Source organism: Acrocarpospora corrugata (assembly GCF_009687845.1).
Lineage (GTDB): Bacteria > Actinomycetota > Actinomycetes > Streptosporangiales > Streptosporangiaceae > Acrocarpospora > Acrocarpospora corrugata.
The window spans coordinates 23,513-40,379 of sequence record NZ_BLAD01000085.1 but is presented as its reverse complement, the minus strand read 5'-3'; the positions used below and the strand labels follow the sequence as shown (position 1 = coordinate 40,379).

19 protein-coding genes, 1 tRNA gene and 2 pseudogenes are annotated in these 16,867 nt (G+C 68.8%); 10 read left to right on the top strand and 12 right to left on the bottom strand.

Annotated elements, in window-relative coordinates:
• Positions 1-2: 2 nt before the first annotated feature.
• Positions 3-458: a GatB/YqeY domain-containing protein gene (locus Acor_RS33320; RefSeq protein WP_155340750.1), complete on the bottom strand. Its 456-nt coding sequence runs from the start codon at positions 456-458 to the stop codon at positions 3-5.
• Positions 459-538: 80 nt separating this feature from the next.
• Between Acor_RS33320 and Acor_RS33315 the strand changes: the two genes are divergently transcribed.
• Both Acor_RS33315 and Acor_RS33310 read left to right on the top strand, forming a co-directional pair.
• A complete protein-coding gene (locus Acor_RS33315; RefSeq protein WP_155340749.1) occupies positions 539-1,441 on the top strand; it encodes a metallophosphoesterase in 903 nt (300 codons plus the stop codon).
• A 67-nt stretch (positions 1,442-1,508) separates the two neighbouring features.
• Positions 1,509-1,582, top strand: a tRNA-Pro gene (locus Acor_RS33310).
• Positions 1,583-2,243: 661 nt separating this feature from the next.
• Here Acor_RS33310 and Acor_RS33305 read toward each other — a convergent pair.
• From Acor_RS33305 to Acor_RS33290, 5 genes are all read right to left on the bottom strand, one after another.
• Positions 2,244-2,444 (bottom strand): hypothetical protein, encoded by a 201-nt coding sequence (locus Acor_RS33305; RefSeq protein ID WP_155340748.1) that lies wholly within the window; start codon positions 2,442-2,444, stop codon positions 2,244-2,246.
• A 225-nt stretch (positions 2,445-2,669) separates the two neighbouring features.
• Entirely contained in the window at positions 2,670-3,296 is a 627-nt protein-coding gene (locus Acor_RS43575) for a transposase (protein WP_218034634.1), read from the bottom strand.
• Entirely contained in the window at positions 3,269-3,682 is a 414-nt protein-coding gene (locus Acor_RS43570; protein ID WP_218034633.1) for a transposase, read from the bottom strand. Before Acor_RS43570 ends, Acor_RS43575 begins: the two co-directional genes overlap by 28 nt.
• Before the next feature lie 92 nt (positions 3,683-3,774).
• The gene (locus Acor_RS33295) at positions 3,775-4,008 is read right to left on the bottom strand and encodes a hypothetical protein (protein ID WP_155340747.1); all 234 of its coding nucleotides are present in this window, start codon (positions 4,006-4,008) and stop codon (positions 3,775-3,777) included.
• A complete protein-coding gene (locus Acor_RS33290; protein WP_155340746.1) occupies positions 4,005-4,430 on the bottom strand; it encodes a DUF6444 domain-containing protein in 426 nt (141 codons plus the stop codon). The genes Acor_RS33295 and Acor_RS33290 overlap by 4 nt, the downstream gene beginning before the upstream one ends.
• Before the next feature lie 239 nt (positions 4,431-4,669).
• Here Acor_RS33290 and Acor_RS33285 point away from each other — a divergent pair, with 239 nt between their 5' ends.
• The 4 genes and pseudogenes from Acor_RS33285 to Acor_RS33275 all read left to right on the top strand — a co-directional run bounded on the left by Acor_RS33285 (position 4,670) and on the right by Acor_RS33275 (position 6,675).
• Positions 4,670-5,326: a hypothetical protein gene (locus Acor_RS33285; RefSeq protein WP_155340745.1), complete on the top strand. Its 657-nt coding sequence runs from the start codon at positions 4,670-4,672 to the stop codon at positions 5,324-5,326.
• A gap of 504 nt (positions 5,327-5,830) precedes the next feature.
• A pseudogene (locus tag Acor_RS46475) lies at positions 5,831-6,224 on the top strand (IS982 family transposase); the annotation flags it as partial.
• On the top strand, positions 6,160-6,363 hold the full coding sequence (locus Acor_RS33280) for a hypothetical protein (RefSeq protein WP_155340744.1): 204 nt from the start codon (positions 6,160-6,162) through the stop codon (positions 6,361-6,363). The pseudogene Acor_RS46475 and the gene Acor_RS33280, both read left to right, overlap by 65 nt.
• 12 nt (positions 6,364-6,375) lie before the next feature.
• On the top strand, positions 6,376-6,675 hold the full coding sequence (locus Acor_RS33275; protein WP_170317200.1) for a hypothetical protein: 300 nt from the start codon (positions 6,376-6,378) through the stop codon (positions 6,673-6,675).
• A gap of 18 nt (positions 6,676-6,693) precedes the next feature.
• Here Acor_RS33275 and Acor_RS33270 read toward each other — a convergent pair whose 3' ends face one another.
• Complete coding sequence (locus tag Acor_RS33270) at positions 6,694-6,909, bottom strand: hypothetical protein (protein ID WP_155340742.1); 216 nt, start codon at positions 6,907-6,909, stop codon at positions 6,694-6,696.
• 236 nt (positions 6,910-7,145) lie between these two features.
• Here Acor_RS33270 and Acor_RS33265 point away from each other — a divergent pair, with 236 nt between their 5' ends.
• Together Acor_RS33265 and Acor_RS33260 are read left to right on the top strand one after the other, a co-directional pair.
• Positions 7,146-7,703 (top strand): hypothetical protein, encoded by a 558-nt coding sequence (locus Acor_RS33265; protein WP_155340741.1) that lies wholly within the window; start codon positions 7,146-7,148, stop codon positions 7,701-7,703.
• A 72-nt stretch (positions 7,704-7,775) separates the two neighbouring features.
• Positions 7,776-8,366, top strand: coding sequence for a copper resistance CopC family protein (locus Acor_RS33260; protein WP_170317199.1), 591 nt, complete (start codon positions 7,776-7,778; stop codon positions 8,364-8,366).
• On the opposite strand, the gene Acor_RS33255 is transcribed toward Acor_RS33260, so the two are convergent.
• The 4 genes and pseudogenes from Acor_RS33255 to Acor_RS33240 all read right to left on the bottom strand — a co-directional run bounded on the left by Acor_RS33255 (position 8,367) and on the right by Acor_RS33240 (position 11,713).
• Positions 8,367-10,193 carry a bifunctional copper resistance protein CopD/cytochrome c oxidase assembly protein gene (locus Acor_RS33255; RefSeq protein WP_155340739.1) on the bottom strand — a complete coding sequence of 609 codons (1,827 nt, stop codon included), beginning with the start codon at positions 10,191-10,193 and terminating at the stop codon, positions 8,367-8,369.
• Positions 10,194-10,296: 103 nt separating this feature from the next.
• On the bottom strand, positions 10,297-10,677 hold the full coding sequence (locus Acor_RS45675) for a PepSY domain-containing protein (RefSeq protein WP_340163130.1): 381 nt from the start codon (positions 10,675-10,677) through the stop codon (positions 10,297-10,299).
• Between the two features lie 109 nt (positions 10,678-10,786).
• Positions 10,787-11,008: pseudogene (locus Acor_RS46470) on the bottom strand (PepSY domain-containing protein); the annotation flags it as partial.
• A gap of 174 nt (positions 11,009-11,182) precedes the next feature.
• Positions 11,183-11,713, bottom strand: a complete 531-nt coding sequence (locus Acor_RS33240) for a hypothetical protein (RefSeq protein ID WP_155340737.1) — start codon at positions 11,711-11,713, stop codon at positions 11,183-11,185.
• A 219-nt stretch (positions 11,714-11,932) separates the two neighbouring features.
• Here Acor_RS33240 and Acor_RS33235 point away from each other — a divergent pair, with 219 nt between their 5' ends.
• The gene (locus tag Acor_RS33235; protein WP_155340736.1) at positions 11,933-12,880 is read left to right on the top strand and encodes an ATP-binding cassette domain-containing protein; all 948 of its coding nucleotides are present in this window, start codon (positions 11,933-11,935) and stop codon (positions 12,878-12,880) included.
• The gene (locus Acor_RS33230; protein ID WP_155340735.1) at positions 12,877-13,704 is read left to right on the top strand and encodes an ABC transporter permease; all 828 of its coding nucleotides are present in this window, start codon (positions 12,877-12,879) and stop codon (positions 13,702-13,704) included. The genes Acor_RS33235 and Acor_RS33230 overlap by 4 nt, the downstream gene beginning before the upstream one ends.
• On the opposite strand, the gene Acor_RS33225 is transcribed toward Acor_RS33230, so the two are convergent.
• Positions 13,642-16,797, bottom strand: a complete 3,156-nt coding sequence (locus Acor_RS33225; protein WP_155340734.1) for an AfsR/SARP family transcriptional regulator — start codon at positions 16,795-16,797, stop codon at positions 13,642-13,644. The genes Acor_RS33230 and Acor_RS33225 overlap by 63 nt on opposite strands.
• Positions 16,798-16,867: the final 70 nt, after the last annotated feature.

Genomic DNA, 16,867 nt, shown 5'->3' with positions numbered 1-16,867 from the left:
GCTCAGCCGGCCAGCCGGGCCCGGACCGCGGCGGCCACCCGGCCACCCTCGGCGCGACCCGCCACCTTCGGGTTCACCACCTTCATGACCTGACCCATCGCCTGCGGCCCCGAGGCCCCGCTCTCCGCGATCGCCTCGTCCACCAGCCGGTAGAGCTCCTCGTCCGGCAGCTGCGCCGGCAGATACTCCTCCAGGACCGCCTGCTCGTCCAGCTCGGCCTGAGCCTGCGCGGCCCGCCCGGCGCTCGCGAACGCCTCCGACGCCTCCTTGCGCTTCTTGGCTTCCTTGCCGAGCACCTTGACGACCTCCTCGTCGGAGAGCTCGCGGGCCGTCTTCCCCGCCACCTCCTCGACTCCGATCGCGGCCAGAGCCATCCGGACCGTCCGCAACCGGACCTCGTCCCGAGCCTTCATCGAGGCCGCGAGATCGGCCTTCAGCTTGTCCTTCAACGCACTCATGGCTCTATCTTGCCGTGTCGCACGTCCGCTTCTCGCGCACTTATTCCTGAGCCGCTCCCAGGTTCGGGCATGATGAGTGAGTGCGGAAAGTCGTCGCGGTACCCCTGTCCCTGCTCGGCCTCGGCGTCGCCGGGCTCGGGTACGCCACTGTCATCGAGCGCAACTGGTTCCGCCTCCGGCGCTTCGACGTGCCCGTCCTGCCGCCCGGCGCCCGCCCGATCAGGATCCTGCAGATCTCCGACCTGCACCTGACCCCCGGCCGCACCCGCCTGATCAACTGGGTCCGCTCCCTGGCCGCGCTCGACCCCGACCTGATCGTCAACACCGGCGACACCATCTCGCACCCCGACGCCATCCCCGCGTACATGCGGGCCGTCGAGCCCTTCCTGGACCGCCCCGGCCTGTTCGTGTACGGCTCGAACGACATGTACGCGCCGCATTTCAAGAACCCCGCCCGCTACCTGTGGCGCACCTCCAAGGGCGAGACCCGCCGGGCCCTGCCCAACCTGCCCTGGGAGGAGCTCGGCACCGCGATGACCTCGGCCGGCTGGCTGGACCTGAACAATTCCACCGCCCGCCTGAAGGTCGGCCACCTGGACATCCACGTCGGCGGCATCAACGACTCCCACATCGACCTGGACCGCTACGACCGGATCGCCGGCCCCGCTCCCGCCGACGCCGACCTCCGCCTCGGCGTCATGCACTCGCCCGAGCCCCGCAACATGACCAAGTTCGCCGCCGACGGCTACCAGTTGCTGCTGGCCGGCCACACCCACGGCGGCCAGCTCTGCGTCCCGTTCTACGGCGCCCTGGTCACCAACTGCGGCATCGACCGGGCCCGGGTGCGCGGGCTCTCCCGGCACGACTCCGCGTACCTGCACGTCTCGGCCGGCCTGGGCACCTCTCCGTACGCGCCCGCCCGCTTCGCCTGCCCCCCCGAGGCGACCCTGCTCACGCTGGTCCCGGCCCGGCCCGCCCGTTAACGGTGACGCAAGCATCCCCAAAGTCCGCTAGACTTGCCGAAGCTCAGGGCCGCAAAGCCCAGGGCACCGGGGTGTGGCGCAGCTTGGTAGCGCGCTTCGTTCGGGACGAAGAGGTCGCAGGTTCAAATCCTGTCACCCCGACGTTGCAGTTTCCCGAGGTAGAGGGCCTGATCCGCGAAGCGGACCGGGCCTTTCTGCTTTGTTGAGCAACTAATTGCGTGACCATAGGTCCTGATCAAGGTGCCGCAGCAATCCAGATGCGATGTGAACGAGGAAGCGCACAGGATCACCGCGTGCTCTAAAATGAGCTTGTTCGTGGTTCCTGATAGGGGAAAGTCTCGGTTCGATTCCGTGGCTCCCGATAGGGGCTTTCGTTGCTGCGTCTCTGTTGCTGGTTCCGGAACTCCGTGGCCTTTGGAAGAGGTGCAAGCAGATGGTTTCTATGTTCTTGAAATCCAAGACGCTCTCGTGTCTTCGAGTCTCTCTGGCGGTTGCTGGTGTAGTTGGCAGCGCATCCCCCTATCAGGAATCACGAGCATGCGTACGTGCCTCCGCGAGCAGGAAACCACGATGTAAACGTGCATCCGAGTGGCTGCCCCCGGAACGTACGAGCGCAAGACGACCCCATGGAGGTTCTTTCGGTTTAAGTAATAACTCGGTTGCAGCATGCACAGCTTTCCTGAGGCTGGTGCCATAAGTCTATCTGTCGGAACAACCATCCCCGTGGGGATAGAGCGCAACAGGCTGTTCCCGTTTCTCGGTGTCCCCGCATGGGTTTTGACCTGCGGGAATCGTCTCCTGGTCAGGAACAGCCTGGGTAGCTACCCCCGGAACTGTGGCAGGACACCGAGGGAGTCGGCGCCGACGCGGGAGGTTCGCCCAGGCCGAGCAGGGTCAAGGTGCTGGTGCAGGCCACGTGCGGCCAGCGGTGTCCGGCCCCGATCCGGGTGGTGGTCTCATCGACGTGCAGCACGTGCGTGAGCGTCAGCAGCGCGCGGATCACTTTAATGCTGTCGGCGACCAGAGCGGCGGCCTAGGTGACTGGTGTTAAGCGGGTCATCCTGACTGACCGATTCGGGGTGAGCTCGCCGAAACAGCGCAGCGGTGAGCACCACGGTCGCGGATTCGCGACGGCGATCACCGGATGGGCGGGCCTGTCACGTTATCCACAGGCCCGCCAGAGGCGTCACGACCCTGCCCGGCACCCCTGCCCGAGCGTTCCCGCTGGTCACGGTGCTGCGGTCATCCATGCTCCACCGGCAGCCGAGACGATGCCCAACACGGCCAGCCGCGCGAGGTTGACGGCGGCGACCAGAAGCGAGAAATCAGCGTCGATCTTGACGGTGCGGCGGACACGAGCCCGGCGACCACCGTGCCGCCGCCGCATCAGGTGCGCGATCTTCCGTTCCACCTTCGGCCGGGTGGCCCGGTAACGGGCCAGCCAAACCGGATCGGCGTTGTTGGCCCGCCCACGGGCCAGGTGCCCTGCTCCAAGTCCTGGCCCAGCACGGTGGCCAGGCAGCCGGGCCGCCTGCCTGACCCCCTCCACCAACTTGCGCCCGTCCAACACCGCCAGCAGCGCGAACCCGTCGCGCGCCCGCGTGTCGATGAGAGCTGCCCGCTCGGCCGCGTCCCTCCAGTCGATGACCGGTTTGGCCAGATCGGTGTAGGCGTCCGCGCTGGAGATGAGCGCCCGCAACTCCACCCGCAGATCCCGATCGGCGGCCCGCGACAGGCTCCGGATGGCCGACCTGATCAGCGTGACGGTGTCCTGGGTGGCCACCGCGTCATAGATCGGCGCGCTGTCCAGCACCCGCCTGCGGCCGATCAGCCCGGCCCGGGAAGCGACCTCCACCGTCCGCTCGAAGATCCGGTTGGCCGGTCGGAGGCGGCCAGCCGGGCCCGCATGTCCACCAGCACCGTGTGCACGAACCCGGGGTGGTCGGAGTCCAGCCCGCCGGCGGCGTACTTCCACCGCACATCGATGGCGAACCGATCGACCGCTTCCCGGTCCGACAGCCCTTCCAGGCGTTGCGGGACCATGACCACGGCCACGATCATCGGCGGCACCGACTTGCGGCCGTCCTCGGCGAACAAGTCGGCGAACATCTCAGCCGGGAACAACGCCCGGCACTCGCGGTGCAGTACCGCGTAGATCGAGTTCGGCGCCAGCCGATCCTCGACGAAATTCACCGTGGAGGACAGCAACCCCGGCTGCGTCGGAGTCTGACCCACTGCCATCGCTCGATCTCTCCCCACACCCGGTGACCAACATCGATCACCATGGCACAGGAGGAGAGACCGACGCGAGATAGATAAAAAACGCCAGTCACCTAGACCAGGACGGACGACACCCAGCCGGGCGAGACCCGTGCTCCGGTGAGGTCGGCGATCAGCTGGGCGCAGCGTTCCACCGGTATGTGCTGGAACAGCAGCAGGTAGGTCGCCAGAGCGCGCAGATTCGGCCCGTATGACGACGGCGCGCTTGCCACCTTCCCGGGCATGTCCGCGCTGGTGACCCGGCCGCACCCGCCGCACCGGCAGCGATGCGCCCGGTGCTCGGTCACCGTAACGGTGACCAGGGGAATGTCGCGGACCTGGCGGCGCGAGTAGTGCTCGACAGCTGCTTCCCGCATCCGCCGCAGGCGGCCGGGACGTACTCTTCCACCTCGTCCGGGACCTCGACCATGGCCAGGCCGTTTCCCGGCGCACCGGGCTGGCGGCCCCGCTTGCGCCCGCTCTTGGCCGGCGGCTTCTTGTCCGGCCGGACGAAGGTGTCGCTGGACGGCGGTGACGAGGAGTTCCCCGAGTTGCGGTTCTGTCTGCGTTCCACCTCGGCGACCCGCGCGCTCAGCAGGTCCACTGTCGCTTCCAGCTGCGCGATCGTCTCCCGCTGGGCCTCGATGGTCGCCATCTGCCGGACCACCAGCGCGGCCAGCTCGTCACAGGACGGGCGACGCTCCGGGGGTCTTGGGCACTCAAAGATCATCCCACCGCCCGGGCGGTGCTCACGCCAGCATGATCACGAACTTCTGAATAGATACGACGAAAGGCGACACCGATCCACCCGCTGACACGGGTGGTGCGCCCGGATTGGCTCGCGGCGGCGACAGCGGGTAATCACACAATCCCCGCGAACTATGCCGATGTGTATCTATCGTAGTCACGGGAACACTGTAAGTAGCGGAGTCATGTTCGTGGCTCAGCGCACACCAAGAGGAGAACAGCATGACGAACGCCCCTGTGCTCGTCGAGGAGAAGTTGACGATCTACAGCCCCGACCAGGCCCGTCGGGAGATGACTCGCCTGGACCAGGGCTACTCGGACCTGGCTGTCCTGCGAGACGCCATACCAAGCCTGCTCGGTGTCGGCATCGATGAGGCCGCCGTACAGGAGCCGGTCGGCTTCGGCGCAACGTGGAACCTCAAGGAGCCGTACTTGGCCGCCGACGCCCACGAGGGCGACAGGGCAGTGAAGACGATCGAGTCCAGCCTGATCTGCAACAGCTACAACACAGGAAGCGAGCACGTGGGCGTGTTCGCGACCGTCATGAAGCCAGACGTCGGCGACGAGAAGGTCGATCTATTCGTCCTCCGGACCTCGGACTTCATCATAGAAGGAGTTAAGGAGTACATCCCGGATTCGACGAACCATGGACGTCTGGCGGTCCGAGATGGCTGGTGGGACGCGCTGGTCGGGTGTCTCGGCAGGAGCTGTGGCGGTGTCTGTCTCAGCGCCGCCCTCACGTGCCCCAAGATCAACTGGGCTGCGTTCCTGGTGTGCCTCGCCGGACGGTGCGGATTGTGCGTCGTGAAGTGCGGAGCCTGTGCCACGTGTGACTGCACCTGGTGGTGCAGGCCCGTCGTCGGATGCTGCAACGGCTGATCTGAGGAGGGTATGGTGACCAGCGTTCAGTGGCTGGAAGTCCCGATTCAGCCGCCAACGGAAGCGAACACCTCACCCGCGACTAAGTATGAGGTTGGTCGCGCGGTTGTCGTGTATCGGAATGAGTCGGCGTACGTCGGACTCACCGATGGGCCCATGATCACGGAGCTCCTCGCCCACCCGGATGTGCGATCACTCAGTGCCGGCGATCTGAGGAAGTCGCCGCCCATCCCAGGCCTTCCGATGACATGGGAAGGCCTGGCAAATCAGATCCCCACTCTCGGAGTCTCTCACCCGTACCGGCGCGCTGTCGGACTGGGAGACGTCATTGCGGCAATCACTCGCCGTGCGCGAATCCCAGAATGCGGAAGCTGCTCGCAACGACGCAACTGGCTGAACCAAATTCCGGTTTGGGGCTGGTGGAGGAGTAGACCACCTCAGACCTAGATGAGTGAGTCCAAGGCGTGGCTGCGGAGATAGGGCGAGGGTGCTCAGGATCGATGTGTGACGAAAGACCTCAACACCCTCGCAACCGCACTGTACGTGAAGGTCGATGATCTACTGAAGGCCTGTCCGGGCCTGGCCCCCGTGGCGGCCGAAGACAGGGATCGCGCCGATACTCAGCGATGCCGAACTGGTGACCTTGGCGGTCATGTCGACGTTGCTGGGTTTCGTCTCCGAACGGCGCTGGCTGCGCTATGCCCACGCCGAACTGACCGGGATGTTCCCGTATCTGCCTGGCCAATCGGGGTACGGCAGGCGGCCGCGGAAGGCATCGGAGCTGGTGGTGGCCGTGATCCGGATGCTGGCCGCCGATACCTCGCTGTGGAGCGATGATGTGTGGGTGGCCGATTCCACGCCGGTGGAGTGCGGCCGTTCGCGAGAGACCGCCCGGCGCCCGCGTCGAGGACCGCATCCGGAATGGCAAATCCACCGGGCTCGGGCACCTGCCCAGCACATCCATGCAGGTCAACACCGCATGGTGTGTCGCCGCCGCGATCGCCACCGACCTGCTGTGCTGGCTACGGCTGCTCTGAATGAGTGGGACCATGGCCGCAGCCGAACCCAAAACACTGCGCTACCGGCTCCTGCACACCGCCGTACGCCTCGTGCGCGGCCAGCGCAAACGCAAGCTCAAGATCCCAGAAACCTGGCCCTGGGCCCGTGAACTGGCCGCCTGCTTCCTGGCGACCCTCGCCCCCGTCATCGCCTCCCGGGCCACGGCCACCATGTCCGTGTCCGCCAGGGCCCGAAGCTCGCGAAAGCGACCGAGGAAGTCCTGCCTCTCACCGCCGGCGTCCTGCACTGCCTGGTCGTCAACGCCACCGCGAACACCGGCGCCGACCTGAGCGACCTGCTGGCAGAACTCAGTCAGGCGGAGGGCTGAGCGAAGAACGCCGCAGCAACAACATCAGCAGAATGGCGAGAATCCCGCCCAGCATCAGAAAAATCCACGTGGCCCAGTCAAAGATCAGCGTCGCGAAAATAAGCGCTGTCGTCACCATCGCCAGAAAGACCAGGTGGCGAACCCTGAGACCACGCCTCCTCTGAACAGCTCGCCAGAATGATTCCATCTGGATCAAAACTCTCCAGGCGCCCAACATCCAACACAACAAAAAGCCAGGCCATTCATTCACTCTATTCTGACATAGCCCCGAGAAACGCCAAAGCGAAGTCCATTATTTCCCATTCGCCACAACAAATAACGCTTTATGTGGATAATTCAAAATAAGCTGAGCGCTACGAACCGGTTCGCGGGGCTCGGCGGCCTTGGGCGGTTAGGGTTTCGCCGGGTTGCGGTCGCTGGGAGGATGGGGGCGTGTCCCCTGAGGATCCCGTGCTGCGAGCGGTGCGGGCGGTTTGCTTCGCGGTGGTGTGTTTGGGCATCACTGCTGGCGGTCATGCCTTCGCCGGGGGCGGGGTGATCGGGCCGGGTGTGGCCGTGGCCGGCGGGATCGGGGCGCTGGGGCTCGCTTATCTGGTCGGCGGGCGGGAGTTGCGCGCGGGGGCCGTGGTCGCGATGACCGTCGGGGCGCAGGTGGCGCTGCATCTGTTCTTCGGGTGGGCGGCGCCGGGCCCGGAGCGCGTGGGTGAACATCTTCATCTGAATGTGGGGATGGGAGTGGTTCACCTGGTGGCAGGGCTGCTGACCGGCTGGTGGCTTTATCGCGGGGAAAGCGCGTTCTGGCTGATGGTGCGGCTGTGGCGAGCGCCCTCGATTCCAGTGCCCAGGTGGATGCTGGGGGTCGCCCCGGTCAGAACAGTCGCACCATTGTGGGCGGTCCTACCGTTCGACGAGCCGTGGCTGGGCAAGGCGCGGGAGTTCGTGGGAAGCATCGCCAGGAGAGGGCCACCGGAGGCGATCTGCGCCGGTTGAATTGGCGCGGACGTCGTAGGTCATCCCCCTCAGTGCCCGGCAGACGTCCGGGCGTCACCTCTGGAGTTCACGTTGGCTTCTCTGCCGCGATCCATTCGTAATTCCCTGGCGGCCACACTCGCCTGCGGACTGTTTTTCGCCATTCCAGCCGCACCCGCCGCCGCCCACGACCGCCTGAAGAGCAGCAACCCCGTCAAGAACGCCAAGGTCGAAAGCGTGGAAACGATCCTGCTGGACTTCACGTCCAAGGTGCGCTTCCCCGCCGTCGTCCTGATGCTGGGCGAGGAGAAAATCGCCCTCGGCAAACCGAAACTCGACGGAACCAAGGTCAAGACCGCGGTCCCGGAACCACTGGCCTCCGGCAAGTACACGATCGCCTGGCGCGTGGTCTCCATCGACGGCCACCCCATCGAGGGCGAGATCCCCTTCACGGTCAAAGCCGCCCCCGCCCCAAGCCCCAGCCCCACACCGACCGAGGCTGCGACGACCCAAGCCCCGGCGACGTCGGCCGCGCCCACACCCGTCCCCACCTTCTCGGAAGCGAGCGGCGAAGAAGAAGCCTCAGAAGGGATCCCCGGCTGGCTGTGGATCGCGGGCGGCGTACTCGTGATCGTGGGCGTGGTCGTCTGGCTCAGCACCGGCCGCAAGGGAAACGAAGCCTGATCACCTGACCGAGCGGAGGGTGCGCCAGCGGGTCATCAGGAGCAGCATGAGGGTGATGATCGTCAGGGCCGGGAAGGCCAGGGCGAGCATCGCCCCCAGTTGCTGGTCGCTGTCGCGGTCGGGGGCCCAGAGGACGTCGAGCCAGATGTACCAGTCGGCGCCCCGAGGAGAGCCGGTGAGCAGGAAGAACGTGACGAGGGCGTTGATGGCGAGGGCGCCGGCCAGCATGCGGGTTCGGACGATGGCCACGATCGGCCGGGGCACCGGGTCTTCGCCGATCGCGGTGGCGAAGAAGACGAAGCCGGTGAACACCATGAGGACCTGGAGGACCAGGCGGGCGGCGAGGCTGGATTGGGCCAGGTCGAAGAGTGGGGTCAGGTAGAGGGCCAGGAGCGGGACGCCGTACAGGGCGAGGGCGGTCCACGGGTGGGAGAGGGCGCGGCCGAGTGGGCTGTCGATTCGAGCGCGGCCGTCGGGGTTGACCTCCTGGTAGAGGGTCAATGGGGCGCCGAAGACCAGTAAGGCGGGGGCGAGGGTGCCCAGCAGGCCGTACTGGACCGCGTGGATGGAGAAGATGGCGGGGCCGTAGGCGGCCAGGCCGCCGGTCAGCGCGTACAGCAGGATGAGGAGGCCGAGCAGCCAGGTGGCGGTGCGGGCGGGCGGCCAGGGCAGGCCGCGGCGGGTGAGGCGGCGCACTCCCAGCAGGTACGCGGCGGCGAGACCGGCGACGAGCAGTAACAGGATCGGGTCGGGGCGGAACTGGGTGAGCAGGCCGCCGGGGGTGAACGGCGAGAGCACGTAGCCGAGCGCGGTGTTGTCTGTGGTCAGCTCGACTTCGGACGGCGGCGGCGCGGTCCGCGACAGGCCCACGGCCAGGCCGACGGTGGCGAGCATGACGACGATCTCACCGGTGGCCAACCGGAGGAAGGGCGAGCGGGTGTCCCCGGATTCCATCGCCGCGATCGTGGTACGGCGGTGCCGCCAGCCGAACCAGCCCAGCACCGCCAGCGCCACGATCTTGGCGAGGATGAGTAATCCGTACCGAGTGGTGAAGATGGGTTCGAGCCCACCCACCCGGACCCAAGCGTTGATCGTGCCGGAGACGCCGACGGCGATGTAGCAGCACAGCGCGAGCGCACTGAACCGCTGCACGCTGGTGACCAGGCCGGTCGAACCGCGCAGCAGGAAGAGCAGGGCCACCAGCCCGCCCACCCAGACGGTCACGGCGGCGATGTGCAACATCAGGCTGGAGATGGCCAGGTTGTGATCGGCGGCCGACGCGGAATGCCCGGCATAAGCCGGCGGCAACACCCCCACGACCGCGACCACCAGCAGCACGACCCGCCCCCACGTCCCGAGCGGCAAAAGAACGCCGATCGAGACGACGAGCGCCAGAATCGTGACGATCAGGAACGCCTGCCCCTGCGGAATGTTGAACAGGAACGTCGGCAGCACGCCCGATTCCACAGCCTCCCCGAGCGGCAGCCCGAGAAAGTCCGACAGCGTGAGCAGCGCGGTCAGCGACGCGGAGAACGTCCAGATGACCGCCCACCGCCCGGCGGCCTGGGCCAGCGACGCCCGCGCTTTGGCGTCCTGCGCGGCGATGACCGAGATGACCAGGATGCCGACGGTGACGACCGCGCAGATGTCGTGGATCAGCCGCACGATCGGCAGGCCCCACCGGGTCAGCGCGCCAGGTGAGGGCAGTCCGGCGATGCTCGGGGTGGGTGTGCCGCCGCCGAACCACAGCGCCAGCAGGAGAACGGCCAGTGCCGCGAGCGCGCCGACGAAAGCCGGCGTTCCGCCGCGTACCCGCGGAGTGGTCATCGCCGACGTCCTCTAAAAGGGTCAGATCCCGCCATAACGGTTCCTCAGTATGTCGGTTTCGGTAGCCGGGGGCGAGTGGCAAACGATCGCCCCCGGCCGGGGTTCAGCCGAAGATCCGGTTCAGGCGGGCGACCCGGCGGATCACCAGCCAGTCGAGCAGGAGCACGGCCAGCATGGTGATCCCGGCGAGCGGGAACAGCAGCCCGAGCCCCGCCATGATCGCGATCACGGTGTACGGGGTGCGGCGGCTGGTCGGCCGGGCCGGTGCGCCCGCCCGGCCGTGCGGGCGGCGTTTCCACCACATCCAGACGCCGGTGACGATGAGCGTGATCAGGGCCAGGCAGGCGGTCAGCATCACGATCAGGTTGGCGGTGCCGTAGCGGCGGCCCTCGTGCAGGGCGATGCCCTGTTCGACGGTTTTGGCCATCAGGCCGTACTCGTTCCAGCCGAAGGAGACGAGAACTTCGGCGCTGTACTGGTCGATGTGCAGGGTCTGGGCGGCGGCCGGGTCGCGGCGCGGGTCGGTGACGACCGTGTAGACGCCTTCTGGCCCGCCGGGCAGGAGGATCTTGCCGTTTCCTGGTCCTGCTCGTCCACCACAGGTAGGTCCCGGTGGCGACCAGGATCAGCGCCCAGCACGCGGCGGTCTCGACCACCCGATCCCCGACCACGCCGGACATGAGCTCCCCGTGGACGGTTCGCACGATCCGCATGAACGTGGCCGAGTCGTCGATCTGCCCGAGCACGGTGGCGTTCGCCGGATCGACGTACACGGACACGCCCTGCGCCCACGGCCCCGACTCGGCCCCCTCCATGATCACGCGGCTGCTGCGATCCGGCACGCAGCGGAAGCCACGGAAGCGATTTCCGGGCGTACCTCGACCGAGGTCATGAAGTTCTCCATCCGGAGAAGCGCACGCAAAAGGCGCGCGCGAAAGGCAGGGGGGAACGCCACGGCGTCACGCCATGACGGGATGACCGCATTGCGCCTAGCGGCGTGGCGGGCCCCTGCGACAGAGCGTCCAGCTCAGAATCTGGCTGCCCGTGATGACCGGAGCCGGCCCGGCGACCGGAACCACCGGCCGGACAGGGACGACGGCCAGCGTCGCGGCGAGCAGCCGCCACAGGTCGAACAGCGAGCAGGCCAGCAGCCGCACCAGTGTGGCGAGCGCGTTCTCCCCGCGCTCCAGCCACCAGGCCGACAGGCTCGCCACGAGCGCGTGCGCGAGCAGCATGCCCAGCGCAGTCGAAAGGCCGCCGCTGTGGTGGCCTTCCACATCCACCACCGCACCCGCCCCGAACAGCCGGTGCATGCCGTACTGAGCGGCGAAAGCAGCGGGTAGCAGGACGCCGAAGCCGCGACGGCGACGAGCCAGCAGATACGCGCCGACCCCGGTCAGACCGGTCGCCCACAGCAGAGTGATTGGCCGGACCCCGGCCCCTCCCGCGAGCACGTGCATCCCCAGCGAGGCCAGCACGCACACCATGGCGAACACCGCGGCGCGCAAGGCGCGTGACACGGGCCCACCGTTGTCCACGCCCCCAATGGCGACAGAAATGATCAGAGTGACAAGAGCCGCTCGCTGACCACGTCCGGGATCACCACCCACGAGCGAAGATACGGGCTCAGCGCGGCCCAGGTTCGATGAAGGATTCATCCCCCCGGAAGACAGCCGGATCAGACCGGTATGTCAGGCATCTGTGCGGGCTATGGCAGCGGGCCTCGGCATGGTGGCGGTATGACATTCGCGTTCGAGGCAGAAGGCCTCGTCAAACGGTATGGGAAGACCGTCGCGCTGGCCGGGATCGACCTGGCGGGACGGCAGGGAAGTGTGCTGGGGGTGCTCGGGCCCAACGGCGCGGGCAAGACGACCGCCGTGCGAATTCTGGCCACCTTGTTGCGCCCGGATGAGGGAAGAGCCAGCGTCGGCGGTCTGGACGTGGTCCGGCAGGCCGCCAAAGTGCGCCGGATGATCGGGCTGACCGGCCAGTACGCCTCGGTGGACGAGGATCTGACCGGCCTGGAGAACCTGATCCTGATCGGGCAGCTGCTGGACCTGCGTCGCCCCGACGCGAAAGCCAGGGCGACCGAGTTGCTGGCGGACTTCGGCCTGGCCGAGGCCGGCGGACGTCCGGCGAAAACGTATTCGGGCGGTATGCGGCGCCGCCTGGACCTGGCCGCGAGCCTGGTCGGCCGCCCCGACGTCATCTACCTGGACGAGCCGACCACCGGCCTGGACCCGGTCAAACGCGACGACGTCTGGACGATCATCCGCTCTCTGGTGGCGGACGGAGTGACCGTGCTGCTCACCACGCAGTACCTGGAGGAGGCCGACGCCCTGGCCGACGACATCTCGGTCATCGACCACGGCAAAGTGATCGCGAACGGCAGCCCGGCCGAGCTCAAGCGGATCGTCGGCGGCCAGACCGTCCTGGCCAGACCGGCGGACCCGGCCCGGCTGGACGACGCCGCCGCCATTCTCGCGGCCGTGGCCGGACGTCCGGCGGACTCGCCGAGCCGCGGCGTCGTGGCCGTGCCCGTGACCGGGGACGCCGCGTTCACCGAGATCGTCCGGCGACTGGCCGACACCGGCGTCGCCGTCACCGAACTGTCGCTGCGCCTCCCCAGCCTGGACGAGGTCTTCTTCACCCTGACCGGCCGTCACACCGAGGAGGACGCGGCATGACCCAGACATCTCAGCAGCCCAGGACGACGGTGACCCGATCCGTCGTGGCCCGCTCCCCGGAACGCCCGTTCGCCCTGGTACGGCACAGCCTGGCGCTGGGCCGGCGAAGCCTGATCAAAACGCTGCGGACCCCCGAGCAACTCCTCGACGTCACCCTCCAGCCGATCATCTTCACCCTGGTCTACGTGTACCTGCTGGGCGGCGCCGTCGCCGGCTCCACCCACGACTACCTGCAGTTCCTGCTGCCCGCCATCCTGGTCCAGACGGTCCTGTTCGGCGGGATGGCCACCGGAGTCAACCTGAACACCGACATCGGCAAGGGCGTCTTCGACCGCTTCCGCAGCCTGCCGATCGGACGGTCCGCACCGCTCATCGGTTCGGTCCTGGGCGACCTGATCAGATATGTGGTGGCGACCGTCTCCCTGATGACGACCGGGTTCGTGCTGGGCTTCCGCATCCAGACCGACCCGCTGTCGGCGCTGCTGGCCTGCCTGCTGGTGATCACGTTCGCGTTCTGCCTCAGCTGGATCTTCGTGCTGGTGGGCATGCTCGTCCGGGAACCGGGCGGCGTCCAGGGCATCGCGTTCCTGGTGCTGTTCCCGCTGACCTTCGGCACCAGCATGATCGCCCCCAAGGAGACGCTGCCGAGCTGGTTGCAGGCCTGGGTGAACGTCAACCCGGTGTCGCACGTGATGGAGGCGTCCCGGGCGTTGATGACCGGCGGCGCGGCGGGCGCGCACGTCGCCTGGAGCCTGGGGTTCTCAGCGCTGCTGCTGGCCGTGTTCGCGCCGCTGGCCGTGCGCGCCTACCGTCGCAGGTCCTGAACCGCAGTGCACCTGCGCTATCGCGTCAGGGCGGGCGAGCGCGGCGCCTTCCGCGTAAGCCCGCCCGTACGCGGTCTCGCCGAGCAGGGTGGCCAGCGACCCGCTGACCCGGACCACCTCGGCGTTGAACCGGTCGGGGGCCCCGCGCAGCTGCTGGGTCGCCCCCATCGTCACCGCCCCCCGCCACGGGTCGCCGCGCATCGCGTGGACGGCCGCCGCGGCGACCCCCACCTTGGCGAGCACGGGCATGTCCTTGGCCCGCATGGTCAGCTCGGCCGCCTCGTCGACCAGCCGGGCCGCCGTCTCCGGGTCGCCGACCTCCACCGCCAGATACGCCCGGGAGGTCAGGATCAGCCCCCGGAACTGGGGGGCGACCAGCGGCATCTCGCTCGATCGGGACATCTCGGTGAGCGCGATCTCGTAGTGCCGGCTGGCCTCGTCCAGTTCGCCCAGCCAGCGCGCGAGGTCGCCCAGGCCCAGCCGGGCGAAGACGAGGTTGCGCACCGTCCAGTCCTGGGCGTCCCATTCGGCCAGCTCGTTGAGTTCGGCGCGAGCCCGGTCCACGTCGCCTTTCTGGGCCCGTACGGTGGCCAGCCAGATGCGCTGGTGACCGGCGTCGTCGTCGGGGCTGAGCTGGCGGATCAGCATGATCCCCTCTTCCAGCGCGGCGATGGCGCCGTCGAAGTCGCCGGAGACCAGGAGCACGTCGGCGAGGGAGGTGAGCGCGTGGGCCAGGCCCCAGCGTTCGCCGATCTCCCGGTAGAGGGTGACGGCCACGCGCAGGTCCCGGTACATGCCGACGCGGTCGCCGTCGTTCTCGCTCATGAACGCACGGATCATGTGCAGGGTGGCGCGGGCCCAGGGGTCGGGGTGATCCAGGCGTTCGCCGATGACCCGCAGGCCGTGCGGGGTGTCGTCGGTGAACAGGGCGAGGGAGGGTTCGATCAGGGCGAGCACGGGATGGCTGACGTCGACGCGGGCGAGGGCGGCGACGCCCTGGAGTTCGGCGATGGTGTCGGCGAGCTTGGCGAAGTTGTTGGTGGCCGCGGAGTTGATCAGGTAGAGGGCGGTGGCGACCAGGCGCGGGATCTCGGGGGCTTCGCCGGGCACGTCGAGGGCGAGGCGCAACCAGCCCGCAGCTTCGTTGCGTTTACCGCGGATCACCCAGAACTGGCTGAGCGCGGCGCCCAGCCGTACCGCCGTGTCGGCGTCGCCCCGGTCGGCGGCGTAGTGGAGGGCGGCGAGCAGGTTGGCGTGTTCGGTGTCGAGGGCGGTGACCCAGGTCAGCTGGTCGCCGCCGCGCAGGTGCGGCTCGGCGGCCTCGGCCAGGTCGAGGAAGTAGGCCGCGTGGGTGGCCCGCGCGTCGAGCAGGCCGCCGGATTCGGCCAGGCGCTCCAGCGCGTACTCGCGGATGGTCTCCAGCATCCGGTAGCGGGGGCCTTCGACGAGCTGGAGCAGCGACTTGTCGACGAGCGCGGCGAGCAGGTCGAGTGAGCCGCCGAGCGGTTCGCCGGCGGCGGCGGTGAATCCGGCGGGGAAGACCGCGAGCCGTTCGACCAGCCGCCGTTCCGCGCCGGTGAGCAGGTCCCAGCTCCAGGCGACGACCGCGCGCAGCGTCTGGTGCCGGGCCATCGCGGTACGGCTGCCGCCAGTCAGCAGCCGGAACCGGTCGTCCAGGCGGGCGGCGACCTGTTCGACGGTGAGCGAGCGCAGCCGGGCGGCGGCCAGTTCGATGGCCAGCGGCAGGCCGTCGAGGCGGCGGCAGATCTCGATCACGTGCGGGGTGTTGCCCGGGGTGAGCGCGAACCCGGGCGAGACGGCGGCGGCCCGGTCCACGAAGAGCCGGACGGCAGGCCCGAGGTCGTCGGCGGCGGGCAGCCGCAACGGCGGGATCGGGTAGAGCGTCTCGCCGAGGATGCCGAGCGGCTCCCTGCTGGTGGCCAGGACGCGCAGGCGGGGGCAGCGGCCGAGGAGTTCGTCGGCCAGCCGGGCCACCGCGTCCACGACGTGTTCGCAGTTGTCCAGCAGCAGCACGGTCTCCGCCCCGGACAGCGTCTCGACCAGGCGGCTCATCGAGTCGTCGGTGGAGTCGCCGCCGAACGCGGGCCCGAGCGTGCCCAGCACGGCCTGGAGCACGTCGTCGTGGTTGGTCACGGGGGCGAGTTCGACCAGCCAGGCGGCCTGCGGCAGCCGGGCGGCGAGGGTGACGGCGAGCCGGGTCTTGCCCGCGCCGCCGGGGCCGACGAGCGTGACCAGCCGGTCCTGCCGCAGCCGCGCGCCGATCCAGCCGATCTCGTCGTCCCGGCCGACGAAGCTGGTCAGCGGGGTACGGAGATTCCCCCGCGACCTGCGCGCCGGAGCACTGGGCGCGCGCAGCACGGCGAGGTAGCTCTGCTGGAGCGCCGGCCCGGGGTCGACGCCGAGTTCGTCGGCCAGCAGCCGCCGGAACTCCTCGTAACCCGCCAGCGCCTCGGCCTGCCGCCCTTCCGCGCAGAGCGCCCGCATGAGCAGCCCGCGCAGGCGTTCCCGCAGCGGCTGCCGGGTGGCGAGTTCGGCCACCTCAGCCGCCAGTCCGGGCGCGGAGCCGATCGAGAGCCGGGCTTCGATGCGGTCCTCGGTGGCCGACAGCCAGGCTTCGTCCAACCGGCTGACGGCCGCGTCCGCGAAGGGCGCCTCGGCGATGTCGGCCAGCGGACGCCCCCGCCACAGCCCGAGCGCCTCGTCGAGCCGCTCCACGGCCGTCCCGGGATCGCCCGCTTCCAGCGCCCGCCGCCCTTCCCCCGCCAGCCGCTCGAACCTGAACAGGTCCACCTCGTCGCGTGGCACGTCCAGCCGGTAGCCCCCCGGCGCGGAGCGCAGCGGTTCTGCCCCCGGCAGCGCCCGCCGCAGCCGGGACACCAGCGACTGGAGCGCGTTGGCGCGGTCGGCGGGCGCGGCGTCCCCCCACAGCGCCTCCGCGAGCTGATCCAGCGGCACGACCCGCCCGGCGTCCAGGGCCAGCCGGACCAGCAGCGCCCGCAGCCGAGCCCCGCCGATCGTCGACACCTCGCCCCCGGCGACCACTTCGAGTGGTCCGAGGATGTTCACCCGCATACCAGCCACTCTGCCACTCCGCGGCGCGTGCGGTGGGCTTGACCTGGAGCCCACTCCAGGCGGCAAGGTG

What these genes read in the sequence shown, in the direction of transcription:
- Acor_RS33275 (WP_170317200.1), top strand. Translation starts at nt 6,376, where the DNA reads ATGGCCGCAGCCGAACCCAAAACACTGCGCTACCGGCTCCTGCACACC.
- Acor_RS33290 (WP_155340746.1), bottom strand. Translation starts at nt 4,430, where the DNA reads ATGATCTTTGAGTGCCCAAGACCCCCGGAGCGTCGCCCGTCCTGTGAC.
- Acor_RS33280 (WP_155340744.1), top strand. Translation starts at nt 6,160, where the DNA reads ATGATGTGTGGGTGGCCGATTCCACGCCGGTGGAGTGCGGCCGTTCGC.
- Acor_RS33255 (WP_155340739.1), bottom strand. Translation starts at nt 10,193, where the DNA reads ATGACCACTCCGCGGGTACGCGGCGGAACGCCGGCTTTCGTCGGCGCG.
- Acor_RS33230 (WP_155340735.1), top strand. Translation starts at nt 12,877, where the DNA reads ATGACCCAGACATCTCAGCAGCCCAGGACGACGGTGACCCGATCCGTC.
- Acor_RS33320 (WP_155340750.1), bottom strand. Translation starts at nt 458, where the DNA reads ATGAGTGCGTTGAAGGACAAGCTGAAGGCCGATCTCGCGGCCTCGATG.
- Acor_RS33225 (WP_155340734.1), bottom strand. Translation starts at nt 16,797, where the DNA reads ATGCGGGTGAACATCCTCGGACCACTCGAAGTGGTCGCCGGGGGCGAG.
- Acor_RS33285 (WP_155340745.1), top strand. Translation starts at nt 4,670, where the DNA reads ATGACGAACGCCCCTGTGCTCGTCGAGGAGAAGTTGACGATCTACAGC.
- Acor_RS43570 (WP_218034633.1), bottom strand. Translation starts at nt 3,682, where the DNA reads ATGGCAGTGGGTCAGACTCCGACGCAGCCGGGGTTGCTGTCCTCCACG.
- Acor_RS33235 (WP_155340736.1), top strand. Translation starts at nt 11,933, where the DNA reads ATGACATTCGCGTTCGAGGCAGAAGGCCTCGTCAAACGGTATGGGAAG.